The organism is Bifidobacterium tissieri (assembly GCF_002259645.1).
Taxonomy (GTDB): Bacteria; Actinomycetota; Actinomycetes; order Actinomycetales; family Bifidobacteriaceae; genus Galliscardovia; species Galliscardovia tissieri.
The window spans coordinates 19,505-37,006 of sequence record NZ_MWWV01000024.1; the positions used below are offsets into that span (position 1 = coordinate 19,505).

At 61.1% G+C, this 17,502-nt stretch carries 20 protein-coding genes; 14 read left to right on the forward strand and 6 right to left on the reverse strand.

From position 1 onward, the window contains the following. Positions 1-43 precede the first annotated feature (43 nt). Entirely contained in the window at positions 44-448 is a 405-nt protein-coding gene (locus BTIS_RS11310; protein ID WP_094665534.1) for a pyridoxamine 5'-phosphate oxidase family protein, read from the forward strand. 132 nt (positions 449-580) lie between these two features. Here the strand turns inward: BTIS_RS11310 and BTIS_RS11315 are convergent, their stop codons facing one another. After that, complete coding sequence (locus BTIS_RS11315; protein ID WP_094665536.1) at positions 581-2,224, reverse strand: PH domain-containing protein; 1,644 nt, start codon at positions 2,222-2,224, stop codon at positions 581-583. Then, the gene (locus BTIS_RS11320; protein WP_158216908.1) at positions 2,221-2,778 is read right to left on the reverse strand and encodes a PH domain-containing protein; all 558 of its coding nucleotides are present in this window, start codon (positions 2,776-2,778) and stop codon (positions 2,221-2,223) included. Before BTIS_RS11320 ends, BTIS_RS11315 begins: the two co-directional genes overlap by 4 nt. A 124-nt stretch (positions 2,779-2,902) precedes the next feature. Between BTIS_RS11320 and BTIS_RS11325 the strand changes: the two genes are divergently transcribed. Beyond that, positions 2,903-3,700, forward strand: a complete 798-nt coding sequence (locus BTIS_RS11325; protein WP_094665540.1) for a Cof-type HAD-IIB family hydrolase — start codon at positions 2,903-2,905, stop codon at positions 3,698-3,700. 190 nt (positions 3,701-3,890) lie between these two features. Here the strand turns inward: BTIS_RS11325 and BTIS_RS11330 are convergent, their stop codons facing one another. Further along, positions 3,891-4,244, reverse strand: coding sequence for a VOC family protein (locus tag BTIS_RS11330; RefSeq protein ID WP_094665542.1), 354 nt, complete (start codon positions 4,242-4,244; stop codon positions 3,891-3,893). A 193-nt stretch (positions 4,245-4,437) separates the two neighbouring features. On the opposite strand from BTIS_RS11330, the gene BTIS_RS11335 reads away from it, so the two are divergent. The 12 genes from BTIS_RS11335 (at position 4,438) to BTIS_RS11390 (ending at position 15,915) form a co-directional block, all read left to right on the forward strand. Further along, positions 4,438-6,102 carry a spermidine synthase gene (locus tag BTIS_RS11335; protein WP_245819436.1) on the forward strand — a complete coding sequence of 555 codons (1,665 nt, stop codon included), beginning with the start codon at positions 4,438-4,440 and terminating at the stop codon, positions 6,100-6,102. Between the two features lie 313 nt (positions 6,103-6,415). Next, complete coding sequence (gene infC, locus BTIS_RS11340) at positions 6,416-7,174, forward strand: translation initiation factor IF-3 (protein ID WP_245819437.1); 759 nt, start codon at positions 6,416-6,418, stop codon at positions 7,172-7,174. Next, positions 7,155-7,349 carry a 50S ribosomal protein L35 gene (rpmI, locus tag BTIS_RS11345; RefSeq protein WP_093961319.1) on the forward strand — a complete coding sequence of 65 codons (195 nt, stop codon included), beginning with the start codon at positions 7,155-7,157 and terminating at the stop codon, positions 7,347-7,349. Before infC ends, rpmI begins: the two co-directional genes overlap by 20 nt. A gap of 48 nt (positions 7,350-7,397) precedes the next feature. Beyond that, positions 7,398-7,781, forward strand: coding sequence for a 50S ribosomal protein L20 (gene rplT, locus BTIS_RS11350; protein WP_093961320.1), 384 nt, complete (start codon positions 7,398-7,400; stop codon positions 7,779-7,781). 89 nt (positions 7,782-7,870) lie between these two features. After that, complete coding sequence (gene xerD, locus BTIS_RS11355; RefSeq protein ID WP_094665544.1) at positions 7,871-8,776, forward strand: site-specific tyrosine recombinase XerD; 906 nt, start codon at positions 7,871-7,873, stop codon at positions 8,774-8,776. Between the two features lie 125 nt (positions 8,777-8,901). Further along, positions 8,902-9,750, forward strand: a complete 849-nt coding sequence (locus BTIS_RS11360; protein WP_181160741.1) for a ParA family protein — start codon at positions 8,902-8,904, stop codon at positions 9,748-9,750. 65 nt (positions 9,751-9,815) lie between these two features. Continuing rightward, positions 9,816-10,655 carry a segregation and condensation protein A gene (locus tag BTIS_RS11365; RefSeq protein WP_338024231.1) on the forward strand — a complete coding sequence of 280 codons (840 nt, stop codon included), beginning with the start codon at positions 9,816-9,818 and terminating at the stop codon, positions 10,653-10,655. Continuing rightward, positions 10,656-11,219, forward strand: a complete 564-nt coding sequence (gene scpB / locus BTIS_RS11370) for an SMC-Scp complex subunit ScpB (RefSeq protein ID WP_094665548.1) — start codon at positions 10,656-10,658, stop codon at positions 11,217-11,219. Between the two features lie 158 nt (positions 11,220-11,377). Beyond that, on the forward strand, positions 11,378-13,300 hold the full coding sequence (gene typA / locus BTIS_RS11375; RefSeq protein WP_094665550.1) for a translational GTPase TypA: 1,923 nt from the start codon (positions 11,378-11,380) through the stop codon (positions 13,298-13,300). A 180-nt stretch (positions 13,301-13,480) separates the two neighbouring features. Next, positions 13,481-13,879: a hypothetical protein gene (locus tag BTIS_RS11380; protein ID WP_094665552.1), complete on the forward strand. Its 399-nt coding sequence runs from the start codon at positions 13,481-13,483 to the stop codon at positions 13,877-13,879. Positions 13,880-13,882: 3 nt separating this feature from the next. After that, on the forward strand, positions 13,883-14,842 hold the full coding sequence (locus BTIS_RS11385; RefSeq protein ID WP_094665554.1) for a prephenate dehydratase: 960 nt from the start codon (positions 13,883-13,885) through the stop codon (positions 14,840-14,842). Further along, positions 14,833-15,915: a prephenate dehydrogenase gene (locus BTIS_RS11390; RefSeq protein WP_245819439.1), complete on the forward strand. Its 1,083-nt coding sequence runs from the start codon at positions 14,833-14,835 to the stop codon at positions 15,913-15,915. Before BTIS_RS11385 ends, BTIS_RS11390 begins: the two co-directional genes overlap by 10 nt. Here BTIS_RS11390 and BTIS_RS11395 read toward each other — a convergent pair. The 3 genes from BTIS_RS11395 to BTIS_RS11405 form a co-directional block, all read right to left on the reverse strand. Then, positions 15,908-16,519 (reverse strand): TetR/AcrR family transcriptional regulator, encoded by a 612-nt coding sequence (locus BTIS_RS11395; protein ID WP_094665556.1) that lies wholly within the window; start codon positions 16,517-16,519, stop codon positions 15,908-15,910. The genes BTIS_RS11390 and BTIS_RS11395 overlap by 8 nt on opposite strands. A gap of 129 nt (positions 16,520-16,648) precedes the next feature. Continuing rightward, a complete protein-coding gene (locus tag BTIS_RS11400) occupies positions 16,649-16,903 on the reverse strand; it encodes a DUF6725 family protein (protein ID WP_094665558.1) in 255 nt (84 codons plus the stop codon). Positions 16,904-17,278: 375 nt separating this feature from the next. After that, positions 17,279-17,502, reverse strand: a 224-nt coding sequence (locus tag BTIS_RS11405; RefSeq protein WP_211279457.1) for a hypothetical protein, incomplete at its 5' end; no start/stop codon positions are given.

Sequence of the window (17,502 nt, forward strand, 5' to 3'; positions counted from 1 at the left end):
GTAGGCTTGATCTTGGCTGTATCGAACGTGAAAGGATTGCATTATGGCAACGCTCACCGCTGAGATGAAGACCTTCATCGAGAACAATCTGGGCTGGATCGCCACCCAGAACGAGGACGGCACCCTGGACCTCGGTCCGAAGATGTCGCTCTTCGTACTGGACGACAACCACATCGCCTACCACGAGCGCACCGCAGGTCAGGCATACAAGAACCTGCAGGCCAACGGCAAGCTGGTCATCGCCTTCGCCAACCTCGCGGAGAAGAAGGGCTACCGTTTCCGTGGCAACGTGGTGCTGCACACCGACGACGCCATCTACGAGGAGCAGGTGAAGGTGGCCGAGGAGAAGGGCACCAAGAAGCCCGCCGCCATTCCGGTGCTCGAGATCACCGAGATCGAGGACCTCGCCTCCGGACCGAACGCCGGCAAGACCATCGTCAAGGACTGAAAAGGCCTGAGCTTGGTGTGCTGAGTATTCGGTTTTTCTGAGTACTCTGAGTAATTCATACTGTGTTGCAGGGCGGAACGGCAGACGGAAGTCGCCGGTCCGCCCTTGTCATATTTCAATGCGCTTATGCGTTTAATCGTGGAGTGTGTCGATACGTGCCGCTTCACACCGGGCCTTCGCCTTCCCGTTGTTTGACACATGCCTGACGTGCATGGCCCAGTCATGCAGGTATTGGGCGTCGACGGTACGGATTGCGGTGAACCGCAGTTCCGAATAACCGTTCGTGACGAACACGGGCATGGTCATGGATTCCACGCCGGCGGCGAGCCGCCATGGATAGATGCGGCGTCGTACATTCTGGATCCGGGTCCGTGTCGTGAACATGGTGACGAAGCCGAGTCCGCGGGCCCCGGTGACGACGATGCGGTCGCCGCCGAGCAGCGCATATCCCTCCGTACGCAGTTTCAGCCAACGTCGTGCACACGCATAGGCACCGACGGCAGCCGGAAGCGGCAGAAGCCATGGCAGCCAGGGCACCGAGATGATGGCGATCATGACGGCGGTCGCCGTGCCCAGCGTGCCGATGACGGTCAGCGTTATGGGCATCGTCAGCAGATACCGTCCCAGTCCGTGTGCCGTGCGCGTCGCCGGAGGAACGTGAAGATTCCACTCGGGCAGTATGACCGCCAGTGTCGCATACAAGCGGTCGTCCGCAACGACCGGCAGAATGCCGCCAGCCGACATCGCGGCCAGTTCGTCGTCATCGGCACCGGATGTGGTGAGACCGACTTGAACCGAACTGAGATGCAACGCCCTGCGCAACACCGATTGATGAATCGTCACGGTCTGCACATGACCGACCGGAATGGTGAACGAGCGTCGGGTGAAGAATCCGCGAACGATGATCAGATCATCACCGCGACGCCACACCTCGAATCGGTAATACAGCATCAGCGATTTGACGATGCTGATGGCCAGTATCATCAGCAGTCCCGTGGCTATCGTGATGATCATGCTCAGCGTGCTGCTGGAGGAGAAGCGGATGATCGACTCCTGTGCCGAGTAGAACATCTTCCTGGGAAGCAGATCCTCCAGATTCTGCGCGAATCCGTACAGTACGAGTAACGCTGCGAGGAATTCCAGATCAGTGAGCGCGAACAGCACCGTATCGCGTACCGATGCACGAAACGCCAGTCTGCCGGCGTCTTCGTGGACAACGGTTCGACGAACGGTCTCATGATCGTCATACTCGACGTCGTGCCGATCCTCGCGGGTGGATTCGACGGACACGGCCTGCCTGCGCAGCCGTTCCAGCTGCGTGCCCACCGATTGCGGTACCGCCGTGAGTGTGATGGATGATCCGTTGGATATGCCGCCCGATTCGACGGCGACGCTGACCAGTCCGAACGGCCGAAGAACGAACGGCGTGGTGATGTTGATCGTGTGGATGCGATCGTAGGCGATGGTGGTGCGTACCGTGTTGAGGATGCCCACCTCCATCGTGATGCCATCGTCGTTAAGACGATACCGTTTTCTCGACCATGCCACGATCCTGATTACGGCCATGCCCAGCAGAGTGGCCGCCACGGCCAGACGGATGGCGTGTCGCGGCATCCGCAGCCATGAGGTCATCACCAGCAGTGACACCATCGTGCCGATGATGGACCGGGCCCGTTCGGTGATGTCGATCACCAGCGACAGTGGATGCATACGGTGCCAGTCGGCCGATTCGTCGTGTAGCCGCACTGGCGTTGTCGGCGGATGCGGTGCCGTCATACGTCGTCCTTCGACGTCAGCACCCGCATGCTGATCTGATTCACGATCGAGGTGGCGCAGTCATCATCGAGCGCCGCGATCTCATGTTCGTCCACGGCGGTATGGAGCTCCACCGCGGTAAGGGAGAAGCGTCGCAGCAACGGCCCCTGTTTGGTCGTCACATGCTGTATGCGGTTGTAGGGGATCGTCGTGGTGGTGCGCAACAGCCATCCCTTGTGCAGCATCACATCATGGGGGCCGATCGAGTATCGGTTGAATGCGTAGGCGTACCGGATCCGCAGCGGCTGCGTGGCAAGATCAGCCATCAGCATCACGACGGCGACCATCAGCACAGGACCATGCCAGAACGTCCACCACCCGGCAAGATGACTGATCAGCGCGACGATGCCACAACCGAGAGCGCCGGAACAGTCCCTGATCGCCGACCGCAGCAGCCATACGCGCTTCACCGATGCAGGCAGACTCGTCCATGGGCGTTCCCCCTCCGACGGAGCGGATTCCATCGTGGTGTCTGTGGAATCGTCTCCGGCCACGGTGTGCATGGCGTCGTGCATGATCGCCTCCTTCCGCGACTCAGCGTAGCAGGGGACCGTCCGGATTACGTGTCTGGGCATCGAAGGGCGTTGATAATCTGAGAAGGAATGGGACGTGACGCGCTACGTGCAAAGGGAGACGAGTATGGACCATCAGATCAAGGCCGTGTTCTTCGACATCGACGGCACGCTCACCAGCTTCAAGACCCACGAGGTGCCCCAATCCACCAAAGACGCCATCGAGGAACTCAAGGGCAAGGGCATCAAGGTGTTCATCGCCACAGGACGCGCCCCCTCGCAGATGAAGATCGTCACCGCCCGGCTCGGTATCGATTTCGACGGCTATATGACCATGACCGGCCAGTACTGCTTCGATGATCATGGATTCCTTAAAACGCATGACATCGACAAGACCGATCTGCGCATCTTCCTCGACTATCTCGCCGACCATCCGCAGGTCGGCGCGAACTTCGCCGAAGAGGATTACGTGTACTTCAATCAGATCAACGAGATCATCCGCAACCAGTACGCAGGTCTTGGCGCCACGGCACCCTCGCTGGTGATCGACGACGTCAACCGCGTGTTCAGCCATCCCACCTACCAGTTCAGCGCATTCGTCAAGGAGGACGAGGAACGACGTATCGTCGATCTGCTGCCCGGATGCCGTTCGGTGCGGTGGCATCCCGCGTTCTGTGATTTCATTCCGGCGGACGGCGGCAAGCCGGCCGGCATCAAGGCGTTCATGGAACTGTACGGGTTCGAGCGCGAGGAATGCATGGCGTTCGGCGACGGCGGCAATGACGCGGACATGCTCGCCTACGCCGGAATCGGCGTGGCCATGGGCAACGGCGGTGAATTGGCGAAGGCCTCGGCCGACTATATCACCGCGGATGTGGATGACGACGGCATCCTCAAGGCGTTGCAGCACTTCCATGTGCTCTAGGGCCGATCGGCCGATCCGAATCTGGGCGGCCATTCGGGAGCCTGACCGACTGCCGGCCCGTACATAACGCATATAACGCATATACCTACCATTGGTGCCCGGCCTCCGTCCGTGGAGACCGGGCACCAACTCGATGTGTGGCGGGCGTGACCCGTGGTCATGATGACGAATGATCACGCCGGATCCGACATCAGTGCTTGCACGCCTCGATGTTGTTACCCTCCGGATCGTGCACGAACGCCGCATAATACGTCGGACCGTAGTTCGGGCGGGGGCCGGGTTCGCCGTTATCGGTGCCGCCGGCCGCAAGACCAGCCGTATGGAACGCCTTGATCGCGTCCTCGTCACCGACGAACGCCACATGAGCAGGCGTCACATCGCCATCCGTCCGGCTCACCCAGACGCTGCTGCCATCCGCGGACGCGAACTGCACGGCACCCGGGAACTCCGCACCCTTCGTGTATCCAAGCGGGGCGAGGGCGGCCTCGTAGAACGCGGCCTCCGTATCGAAGTCCTTCACCTTGATCGTCAGATGATCGAGCATCATATCCTCCTTCATCGTTGATGGAACGGCCCATTGCTGGAATCCACTACGATTCTAGGCACGATCCGTATCGACGCTGCGTATATTCGTTTCGCATGGGCGATTCGCGGAATCTTCGCCACAAAACCGCATCATGGTCGCATAATAGGTGGGACGGCATTCGACTGGCACGGCAAAGGCGGACGATATGAGAATGAAGGACAACGGAAACCGACCGATTCTGCAATCAAAGGTCTTCCTCTACGTCACCGAATTCTTCTCCGGCATGGCCGTCATGGCCGCCGAACTCGGCGCATCCCGACTGCTCGCCCCTTACTTCTCCAGTTCCCAGATCGTCTGGACCATCATCATCGGCACCATCATGATCGCGCTCGCCCTGGGCGCCGTAGTCGGCGGCCGGTGGGCCGACAGGAACCCCGACCCCGATCTGCTGTACCGTCGCATCGCCATCGCCGCCGCGTGGATCGCGCTGATCCCGCTCGTGGGCAAGTACCTGATCCTGCTCATCTCCGGCCTGCTGATCGTCACCGTCTCGACCAACTTCCTTGTGATCGCGGCGTTCATCAGCTGCATGGTCATCTTCGTACCACCGCTGTTCCTGCTTGGCACCGTCACGCCGGGACTGGTCAAATTCACCACCGATTCGCTCGACGACAACGCCACCATCGTCGGACGGCTGTCCGCATGCAACACGATCGGTTCCATCCTCGGCACGTTCCTGCCCACATTCGTCACCATTCCCGCGGTAGGCACGTTCGTCACCTTCCTGATCTTCTCCGGACTGCTGCTCGCCATCGCGTTGGCGTACTTCATCTCCTCGCGCATCAAACCGGTGGTTGGAGCCGTCTGCACCGTGCTGTTCATCGGCTCGGCGGTGTTCTCTCCCATGAGCGGATTCGCATTCTGGGAGAACAATCTCGCCTATGAAGGCGAATCCATCTACAACTATCTGCAGGTCAGGAACCTGTCCGACCGCACCATTCTGTCCACGAACGTGCTGTTCGGCGTGCAGTCCGTCACCATGAAATCCGACGGGCTCACCGGCATGTACTACGACACGGCACTGGCCGCGCCGGCGCTCGCCGATCATGCCGGCTCCGCGCTGATCCTCGGCATGGGAACCGGCACCTATGCGCGGCAGCTGCGTCGGTACTATCCCGACATGAAGGTGCAGGGAGTGGAGATCGATGGGAAGATCACGCGTCTGGCGGGGGAGTACTTCGACGAGCCGAGCGACATCCCGGTCAGCACCTACGACGGTCGGGCGTGGCTGGCCGCCAGCGACGAGACCTACGACGTGATCATGGTCGACGCGTATCAGGACATCACGATTCCGTTCCAGATGAGCAGCGTCGAATTCTTCCGCATGGTGAAGAGCCATCTGAACCCCGGCGGCGTCATGGTGGTGAACATGAACATGATCTCCGACGGCGAGGGGTCGATCAACGAATCCCTGCAGGCCACTATCGCATCCGTGTTCGGCGGCGGCAATGTGATCACGGCCGATGTGCCGCGGACCACCAACCGCGAACTGTTCGCCAAGACCCAGGGCGAGGACAAATCGTTCAAGGGCGTGAGCGATCTGGCCAAGGATTCCAAGGCGATCCCGCTGCGGGCCGTCACCTACATCCGCACGCATGACTCCGAGCTTCGCGACTACATGTCCGATGTGGCCCACCGTTTTGTGAAGGTGGAGGAGCCCGAAGCCGACAGCCCGCTTATCCTCACCGATGACAAGGCCCCAGTGGAACTGCTTGGCATGCGTGCCATCGACCAGCTCATCGCCGCGGAGGCGGGTCCGTACCGCACGATTCTTAAGGAGCGGGGCATTCAGGGGCTGATCGACGAGGTACGCTGATCGACGACACGCGCCACGCCGGTTGCGTAACGGAAAAACTGTGGTACTATCTTCAAGGCTTGAGAAATCAAGAAAGTGGAGAAATCCCACCTGGAAGCCTTTTACGGCCTCGGGTCCAAGGCCTACAGCCTTCCGGATCACTGATCACCACGATTCATGATCATGGTCTGACAGAGCAATGATGAGTCATCGTTTCATGATTCATGATTCCTGTGGAATCGCATGCCGTTGGCATGACAAAGGATTCCACACACGTATGGTCGTCTTCATGACGTTTTCGCGGATGACGATCGGTTGGACGTGTGGACGCTGTATGTTTCGGACGCAGATGGAATTTCGCCGGGCAGTAGGGAATGGAGTCATCATTAGCGCCGAACCACGTATCAACGAAGAGATTCGCGTACCGCAAGTACGCCTGATCGGCCCGAAGGGCGAGCAGGTGGGCGTCATCGCGACCTCTGTCGCGCTGAATCTTGCGCGTGAGGCAAGCCTCGACCTCGTCGAGGTGGCACCGAACGCGAAGCCTCCGGTGGCCAAGCTCATTGACTACGGCAAGTACAAGTACAACGAGAAGATCAAGGCTCGTGAGGCTCGCCGTAACCAGAGCACCGCGGAGATCAAGGAGATTCGTTTCCGCCTGAAGATCGACGACCATGACTTTGATGTCAAGAAGGGTCATGTCGAGCGATTCCTTTCCGGCGGCGACAAGGTCAAGGTCACCATCATGCTGCGCGGCCGCGAGCAGTCCCGCCCGATCGGCGGCGTGGAGCTGCTGCGTCGTCTGGCCGACGAGGTGTCGGAGCTGGGCACGATCGAATCCCAGCCGCGTCAGGAGGGTCGCAACATCATCATGGTGCTGGCCCCCAAGGGCAAGAAGGTGCACACCCAGTCCGAGCAGCGTCGACGTGGTGCCTCCGCCCGCGCCGAGCGTCAGGCCCGTCAGGCCGCTCGACTGGCCGCGAAGAAGGAAGCCCAGGCCGAGGCCGCAGCCGAGGCCCATGCCGAACTGAACAAGACTTCCGTGAAGGAACATACTCAAAAGGAGGGCAGCAATGCCGAAGATGAAAAGTAACTCCGCTGCATCCAAGCGCGTCCGCGTCACCGGTACGGGCAAGCTGATGCACGCTGGTAGCTCCATGCGTCACAACCTTGAGCACAAGTCGGCCCGTATGCGCCGCGCTCTGAAGGCCGACAAGGTGCTGGCCAAGACCCAGACCGCCAACCTGAAGAACATGCTCAACCACTGATCCGTGGTCTGCACAGAAGACGACTTAGGAAAGCTGAGGAAATAAGATATGGCACGTGTCAAGCGCGCAGTCAACGCCAAGAAGAAGCGTCGCGTCGTTCTCGAAAGGGCTTCGGGTTACCGCGGCCAGCGCTCCCGCCTGTACCGCAAGGCCAAGGAACAGCTGCTCCACTCCTTCAACTACAACTTCCGCGACCGCAAGGCTCGCAAGGGTGACTTCCGCAAGCTGTGGATCCAGCGTATCAACGCTGCCGTCCGCGCCGAAGGCATCACCTACAACCGCTTCATCCAGGGTCTGCGTCTGGCCGACATCGATCTCGACCGTCGCGCTCTGGCCGAGCTGGCCGTCTCCGATCCGGAGACCTTCAAGACCATCGTCGAGGCCGCCAAGGCCGCTCTGCCCGAGGACGTGAACGCCCCGGTCAACGCCTGATAGTATTCATCAGTCGATGGTTGCACCCCGTTACGTATACGCTACGTGACGGGGTTTTCTTTTGCCGCCGTAGGTGAGGGGGATGATCCGTGCACGAGCTGATCGAACGTTTTCTGGCATACATTGATGTTGAGCGGGGCCTGGCCAAGGCCACGGTGTCCGCATACCGGTCCGATCTGACCAGATACGAGCAGTGGCTGAACGCCCACGGCATCACCACGATCGACGCCGTCTCCCGTCACGATGTCGAGGATTTCATGGCGTCGCTCGCGGAGGAGAGCACAAGAAGCCGAGCCCGCCGTCTTGCGGCCGTGCATGAGCTTCACCGGTTCGCCGTCTCCGAGGGCAATGCCCCATCCGACGTGTCAGAAGGGGTGAAGCCTCCCAAGGGGGCGTCCACCTTGCCCGATGTGCTCAGCGTGGATGAGGTGTCCGCGTTGCTTGACGCCGCTGCTCCCAAAGGTGCCGTGGACCCCGTATCCCTGCGTGACCGTGCGTTGCTCGAGTTCATGTATGCCACGGGGTGTCGCGTCTCTGAGGCGGTGGGGACCGACCTCGCCGACATCGACCTCGATCGTCGTGTGGCGAGACTTACCGGCAAGGGGTCCAAGCAACGGCTGGTCCCCATCGGATCCTATGCGTGCGAGGCCATGCGCGCGTATCTTTCCGCCGGTCGTGAGGCTCTGGTGGGCAAGGCTCGCAAAAATCCTGAGTTGCGCGCCATCTTCCTCAACAAGCGCGGGCGCCGGCTGTCGCGGCAGTCGGTGTGGGAGATCGTCACGACGGCGGGGAAGCGCGCCCACATCGACAGGCCGCTGCATCCGCATACGCTGCGTCATTCCTTCGCCACGCATCTTATTCAAGGCGGCGCCGATGTACGCACCGTGCAGGAGCTGCTCGGCCATGCGAGTGTGACCACCACGCAGATCTATACGCACGTCAGCCCCCAGGTGCTCATGGAGACCTACCTGATCTCCCACCCCCGTGCCCGGTAGGGCCAATGGGCGATGGCAGGGATGCATCGAGCCGGGGATGCGGCAAGGCCATGGCAGGACGTTCATATGACACGTGGAGCACATGTGATTCAGGTGCGAACAAACTAGGCACGGTTGTTGTTAGCATGGAGTCTATGCCTACTGATCTGTTAGGGCGCGAATATGAGACGTTCCCCGCGCCGCAAGCTTTGGACCATCATGGACCCGCACGAATCATTGCCATGTGCAACCAGAAGGGTGGCGTAGGCAAGACCACTTCATCGATCAACATCGCCGGTGCATTGACGAACTTCGGACGCAAGGTGCTGATCGTCGACTCCGATCCCCAGGGAGCGTCGTCGGTCGGACTCGGCATCAACGCGAACTCCGTGGACAACACCATCTACACGGCCATGTTCAACCCGTCGCTGGACCCGCACGAAGTCGTGCATCACACGAGGTTCGAGGGACTGGACATCATTCCCGCGAACATCGATCTGTCCGCCGCTGAAGTGCAGCTGGTCACCGAGGTCGGTCGTGAGCAGGTGCTTGCCAGCGTGCTGCGTCCGCTGCGCGACGAATACGATCTGATCATCATCGACTGTCAGCCGTCGTTGGGTCTGCTCACCGTGAACGCGCTGACGGCGGCCGATGGCGTGATCATTCCCGTCGCGGCCGAGTTCTTCGCCCTGCGTGGCGTGGCGTTGCTCATGCAGTCCATCGAAAAGGTGAAGAGCCGCATCAATCGCGGTCTGGAGATCGACGGCGTGCTGGTCACAATGTACACTCGCACGCTGCATTCCGAGGAGGTGCTCGACCGCATCTACGAGGCATTCCAGGAGAAGGTGTTCCACACCGTGATCACTCGGTCGATCAAACTGCCGGACGCCACGATCGCCGCCGCGCCGATCACCATGTACGCGCCGGATCACAAGACCGCCAAGGAATATCGCGAGGTGGCGCGTGAGATGGTGGCGCGCGGAGTGGTGGCGTGACGGCGGCGGAGCATCCCCTCGAATTACCGGAGCCACAGTTCCCGGAGTCACAGACCGGCGGTGCCATCGAATCCGATGCCACCGCCGGTTTCCATGTGGACCTCGAGTCGTATCAGGGCCCGTTCGACGTGCTGTTGGGCATGCTGGCCAACCAGCGGATGGAACTGACCGAGGTCTCACTGGCGACGATCACCGAGGAGTTCCTTGCCTACATCGGTGCCATGGATCTGACCGACAATATGGACGAGGCCAGCGGGTTCATCGATGTGGCGTCGGTGCTCGTGGAGGCGAAAAGCGCGGCCCTGTTGCCGTCCTTCGACGACGGCGAGCGCGACGAACGCAGCATGGAGGCGTTGAGGGAGCGCGATCTGCTGTTCGCCCGACTGCTGCAGTACAAGGCGTTCAAGCAGGCCGGACTGGATTTTCGCACCCGTATGGACGCCAATGCGGGGCAAGTGGATCATCCGGGGTACGTGGATGACGTGATCGCCGCCATGATGCCGGAGCTACGGCTTGCCACGGATGCGGATGCGTTGGCTCGTCTGGCCGCCAGGGCGATCGCCGGCGCTCCTCCCGAGGAGGTTGCCGTCAGCCAGCTGCATGTGCCTCTGGTGGATCTGCGCGAGCAGGCGTCCATGGTCAGGGATCGGTTGCGTCGACTGCCGGCTGGTGGTTCCATGACGTTCGATCAGCTGACGGCCGACACGGATACGAGGATCGAGGTGGTGGCCCGTTTCCTTGCGGTGCTGGCGTTCTTCAAACAGGGCGATCTGCAGTTCAAGCAGGATGGACCGTACGCCGATCTGCATCTGCGATGGGCGGTCGGCGGGGATTCCCCGTCCGGGACGACGGATGGCGGCGAAGGGAATGCCGCCGTGACGATGATTGAAAAGGATTTTGCATAGATGGTGAATGTGGATGATTTTCCCGGTGGGCTTGCGGCGTGCCTGGAATCGGTGCTGATGGTGACCGATCATCCTGTGACGGAGGATTCGCTGGCGTCCGTGCTGGACGTGGATGCCGATCGGGTGCGTGTGACGTTGGAATCGTTGCGCGACGAATACGACGGTACGGAGGGGCTTCCGCGCCGCGGGTTCGAACTGCGGCATACGGTTCGCGGATGGCGTCTGGCGAGCCGACGGTCGTTTGATCCGATCGTGGAATCCTTTGTCAATGACGGCAGAACCGCGCGTCTGTCGCAGGCTGCCATGGAGACGTTGGCGATCGTGGCCTACAAGCAGCCGATCACGCGTGCGCAGGTCGCCGCCATCCGCGGCGTGAACTCCGACGGTGTGATCCGTTCACTGACGCTGCATGGGTTGATCGGCGAGCGGGGCGTCGATCCCGACTCCCATGCGGCGCTGCTGGTCACCACCGATGTGTTTCTGGAGAAAATGGGACTGGACGGTCTCGGCCAGCTGCCGTCGCTCGCTCCGTTCCTCCCCGAATCGGTGAATGACGTGGCGTAGGACGTAACGTGTCCGCATGATCGCTGTCAAGGAATACGGCTACGATTGGTGCGGTTTGTGTGTGTATAGGGAAACGGCAACGAACCATTCCGAATACTCAGAATCGACGCAAGAACTTTTTGCGACACAAATAGACAGTCAACTAAGAGAGGTTTTCGATGGCGGTACGCGGTGATATCCGTAATGTGGCGATTGTGGCTCACGTCGACCACGGCAAGACCACGCTCGTGAACGCAATGCTTCAGCAGTCCCATGTCTTCAACGAACGCGAAGAGGTTCCGGATCGTGTGATGGACTCCAACGATCTGGAACGCGAGAAGGGCATCACCATCCTCGCCAAGAACACGGCCGTGGAATACACCGGCCCGCTGGCCGCCAAGTACGGCCACCCGGAGGGCATCACCCTCAACATCATCGACACCCCCGGCCACGCCGATTTCGGCGGCGAGGTGGAGCGCGGCATCTCCATGGTCGATGGCGTGGTGCTGCTGGTCGACGCCTCCGAAGGCCCGCTGCCGCAGACCCGTTTCGTGCTGCGCAAGGCCCTTGAGGCCAAGCTGCCGGTGATCCTGTGCGTCAACAAGGTCGACCGCCCCGACGCCCGTATAGAGGAGGTCGTGGGCGAGACCTCCGATCTGCTGCTCGGTCTGGCCGACGACGTGCAGCATGAGGGCATCGATCTCGATCTCGACCAGCTGCTCGACATGCCGGTGATCTACTGCGCCGCCAAGGCAGGCTACGCCTCGGTCAACCAGCCCGCCGACGGCGGCATGCCGGACAACGACAACCTCGAGCCGCTGTTCGAGGCCATCATCTCCAACATCCCCGCTCCGGAATACGACGAAAATGCTCCGCTGCAGGCCCACGTGGCCAACATCGACTCCTCCGACTTCCTCGGTCGACTCGGTCTGGTCCGCATCTACAACGGCACGCTGAAGAAGGGCGCCACCTACGGCCTGTCCCGTGTGGACGGCTCCCTTGAGAACTTCCGTGTCTCCGAGCTGCTGCGCACCCAGGGTCTGGACCGTCAGCCCGTCGAGGAGGCCGGCCCCGGAGACATCGTGGCAGTCGCTGGTGTCAACGACATCATGATCGGCGAGACCATCGTAGACCCCAACGATCCGAAGCCGCTGCCGCTCATCCACGTCGACGACCCGGCAATCTCCATGACCTTCGGCGTCAACGACTCCCCGCTGGCCGGCACCGAGGGCAAGGACCACAAGCTCACCGCCCGCATGATCAAGGATCGTCTGGATCGCGAGCTCATCGGTAACGTGTCGATCAAGGTACTGCCCACCGACCGTCCCGACGCCTGGGAGGTTCAGGGCCGTGGTGAGCTCGCTCTGGCCGTGCTGGCCGAGCAGATGCGTCGTGAGGGCTACGAGCTGACCGTCGGCCGTCCGCAGGTGGTCACCAAGATCATCGACGGCAAGATCAACGAGCCGATGGAGAACACCACCATCGACGTGCCCGAGGAGTACATGGGCGCGGTCACCCAGCTCATGGCCGACCGCAAGGGTCGCATGGACAACATGACGAACCACGGCTCCGGCTGGGTGCGTCTGCAGTTCACCGTTCCGTCCCGTGGCCTGATCGGCTTCCGCACCGCGCTGCTGTCCGCCACCCGCGGCACAGGCATCGCATCCTCCATCTCCGCCGGCTACGCTCCGTGGGCTGGCGAGATCGTCATCCGCCAGAACGGTTCCATGGTCTCCGATCGTCAGGGTGTGGCCACCCCGTACGCCATGCAGCGTCTGCAGGCCCGTGGCAACTTCTTCGTCGATCCGCAGTCCCCGGTCTACGAGGGTCAGGTCGTGGGCATCAACAACAAGCCCGACGAGCTCGACGTGAACATCACGCTGGCCAAGCACATGACCAACATGCGTTCCTCCACCGCCGACGTGCTGGAGACGCTCACCCCGCCGATCAAGATGAGCCTTGAGGAGTCCCTCGACTTCGCGAACGAGGACGAGTGCGTGGAGGTGACCCCCGAGGCCATCCGCGTGCGCAAGATCATCCTCAAGCGTGACGATTGGTACAAGTGGCGCGCCAAGCAGCGTCGTCAGAACAAGAACGCCTGATTCGTATCCCCGATCACGCATCGAGGGAAGCCGTCGGTCTCGGCAAGTGGAATCGTGATGTCGATCACGAGACACTTGTAGGGTCCGGCGGCCATACTGAACCATATGACTACACGAATGGAGATGACTCCACGGCGACAACGGGCAGATAACGATGCCTCCAAGCCGTGGAGTTTTCGTTTGCCCTCGTGGGGTCGCATCCTTGTCAGTGCGGCCTCGGGCGCGATCGTCGGCTTCGTCGGCGCCGCCACCCATCGCATGGGCGTCCAGTGGAGCATCCCCTACGGGCTGGTGCTGTCGTTTCTGCTGCTCGGCATATCCACATGGTCGGCGCGTGCCCGATCCGGCAGCGTCGGCGTGGGATTTCACCTCATCGCCTCCGGTGCGGTGACCATGCTGATCCTGCAGACGTCCACCCAATCCCGTGCGATGTTGATTTTCGGGTACGTTTCGGATTCCTATACGTTGCTCATGCAGAAGGCGGGCATCATCTGGATGCTGGGCATGGTGGCGCTTCAGGTGTTCATGCTCGTGCTGCCGCAACGTTGGTTCGACGTGTCCGACAGAAGGAATCACTGATTTATGACCGTGTCATTGCATTATCTTGGGCCTCAGGGCTCGTTCACCCATCAGGCGGCGTCCGCGGCCGCAGAGCTCATCCCGGATGGCGGGGAATGCATTGCCGAACCGAACGTGACCGCCATCTTCAACGCCGTGGCCAACGGCGACGGTTGGGGAGTGGTCGCGTGGGAAAGCAACATCGAAGGCTATGTGGTGCCGAATCTGGATGCACTGATCGACGCCGAGGATGTGGCGGGATTCGCCCGGGTGAGCGTCGACGTCGCATTCGATGCGCTGGTCCGTCCCGGACACGGTGACCTGACCGTGGTCCGAGCGCATCCGCACGGGCTGGCACAATGCTCGAAATTCATTGTCGAACATGGACTGACCTCCGAGCCGTCATCGTCCAACGCCGCCGCATGCCGCGACATCGCCTCCGACGAGGTGGCGCTTGGCCCATCCATCTGTGCCGGACTCTACGGTCTGAATGTGTTGTGCAAGGACGTTCAGGACTTCGACGGAGCGGTTACCGACTTCCTTGTGCTGGCACCGCGCGAGCAGGCACGAGAGCAGCTCGCGCAGGCCGAATCCAACGGGGTCGTCGAATTCGAATCCATCGTCGCGTTCATTCCGTTGAGTACCGGACCGGGCGTACTGGCCGATCTGCTCGATGTGATTCGCGATGCGGGACTGAACATGACCAGTTTCATTTCACGGCCGATCAAAGGTCATGCCGGCACATACAGCTTCATCGCCACGCTCGATGCGGCACCTTGGCAGCCGCAGTTCAAAACGGTGCTCGGCACCGTGGCTGCGCATGGGGATTGGGTGAAGACGCTGGCCGTATACCCGCGTAGGGAACGGCCGAATCCGCCGGTGAGTGCGTGGATGCTGCCCAAGGGCGGCGTACGACTGGACTCCACGGACGTATCCGGTGTGCGATTCGAACCGGACGATGACAGGGAGCTGCTATGGGCGTGAACATGACACCAGAGCGACCCGAGGCGCAGGTGATCGCCATCGCCGGACTCGGACTGATCGGCGGATCGCTCGCCCGGCGACTGACGGAACGCGGTCGTCGTGTGATCGCATGGAACCATCGCCCGGCCCCATACGATCGTGCGCGTGCCGCCGGCATCGAATGCGTGGACGACGTGGCGGAACTGGCTCGCGCGGTTCCGGACGTGCTTGTGCTGTGTACGCCGCTCAAGGCCATGCCGGATGTGCTGCGACAGCTGGCACCGGTGATGGACCCGCATACCGTGCTCGCCGATGTGGGTAGCGTCAAGGGGCAGGTGCGTGACGAGGTGAAGGCTGTCGGGCTTGATGATTGCTATGTCGGCGCCCATCCGATGGCAGGCAATGAGTTCTCCGGCTATGCCGCATCCGATCCGTCACTGTACGACGACGCCCTATGGGCGGTGACCTTCGACGAGCGGACGTCCTATGAGCGGCTGCTCGTCGTGGTCGATATGATCTGCGAGGGAGTGGGCGACCGCATCATCGTGATCGACGATGACACGCATGACCGTGCCGCCGCGATGATCAGCCACATGCCGCATGTGGTGTCCACGGCATTGGCGAACGAACTGACCGAAATGCCGGAACGCAACATCGCTCAGGCGCTGGCCGCCGGATGCTGGCGCGACATGACGCGCGTCGCCCTCACCGATCCCGACCGGACCCGTGCGATGGTGGAGGAGGATGCCGCGAATGTGGCCCGGTTGCTGCACCACATGGGCGAACGTCTGGAATCCATGGCGGCCCTGCTCGAATCCGGTGACGATACTGCGCTCGCGCAGGTTCGGGAGTTCTTCGCCGTGGCACATCCCTACCGCGAATACAAGGCCCGTGAACGTGCGGGAGTCGAACACGAGTCGGTGACCGTGCGGATTGACGGCGATGATGAGAACGGTACCGCAGGGGCCACGGAGTCCGGGCGTTCCACATGGCGTGACCGGCTGCTTGCATCCGCCCGGCGGGGCGAACACATCACGCATATGACGGATCGGAACACCGCCATCGCCGAGATTCGCACGGCACTGGTCAGTTGAGCAGATCGACCGGAGCCAGCGTGCGTGCACGATCGATGATCGTCGCGATGGTCTCCGGCGGTTCATCGCAGCCGCGTTTGAGCCACAGCCAGACGATGGCGGTGAGCGACGCGGCGAGCATCTCCCGGACGTACACGGAGGGAATGTCGTCGCGGTTCGGTTTCTTGCCCACCTTCTCCGCCTCGATGAGCAGCAGCTCGGTGATGATGTCCTTGGTGCGGTTGTACAGCTGCATGTCGTTGCCGCTGTGCGAGATGGCGTCGAAGAACGCGAAGTCGTTCTTGATGTACCGTAGTCCGTCAAGAAGCGCGTTGTAGGAGATGAGCTGTCCGTCAGCGCCCGTCTGTTGCGGACCGGTCGTCTGCCGTGGGAAGGACGGCCCTGGAGTGAGCATGATCTGCGTCAGATCGCTCATGGCGTTGGAGAGCAGTTGCTGACGCAGATCGAACTTGTCGGTGTAATGCGTGTAGAACGTGCCTCGATTGATATGCGCCTCACGGGCGAGATCGCTGACGGTCATGGCGTCGAAACCCTTGGCGTTAGTCAACGTGATGAACGCCTCTTTGATGGCCCCCTCCGTGCGGGTGTTTCTGTGCTGTATCATGGCGGCTCCTTGATGGATTCATGGTCATGGGATTCGTGATCCGGATCGTGGATTTCGATCGGATATCGAACATGATCAACACGGTGTTTATAGCGATACAAGCACAGGCATTTGACGAATCATGTCCGCTCATGGCCGGAGGAACGTCGGTCTCTCCGGAATGGGCTTGAGTCGTACGATGCTCATGGCGTCGATGGTGACGATCTGGGCCTTTCTGCGGCCGTTGGCGGATTCGTCGCGCAGCATCGTCAGCGTCGTGCCATCCCAGCCGGTGACATGACCCACATAATCCCGGTACTTCTCCCTTCCATCGGCCTCGTCGACACCCATGGTCGTGCGTACCACGATGCGTGCCCCCAGCGGAATGCGTTTCGGTAAGATCATGATGCCGAGTCTACTGTTCGCCGAACTGGTCGAAGCGTATGGTTTCAGACGTCTGTATTGTGATTTACGTCACATCAATCGGTTGCCATAGGTTTCATTGCGGTGCCGAAACCCCTGCAGGAGTAACGTGAATATCGTTGGTGGGAAGCCCTGCCTCCGGATGTCGTTTCCCGGATGCAAACGGGGATGAGAAAACCTCTTCGCAGGCAATGATGCGCGAAGAGGTTTTTCTTTGGCCTATAACCCTAACCGGACTCCATAATCACCACAGTCCGATGATCTTCCACCATCCCATGCCCACGGTCAGCCATACCGCCACGGTGACGATGCCGCACAGGAACCCGATCCGGGGGCTATAGGAACTTTTGTGGTGCTTTAGAGTCCTTTCTCACGGTTTGTGTGCCGATTGTGGCGGGTGTGGCGTCCGCGGCGTTTGATGAGCGGGTGGATGGCGTGCAGGATGAACATCAGGGCCCCGGCCGCGACGAGTGCCGGCCGGCTTCCGGCGCCAATGGCGTCGATGAGTTCGAATACGACTTGGATGAGTCCCAGCAGAGTTGCGATGTTTTGGATCATGCCGACGTCTATGCGGATTGGCC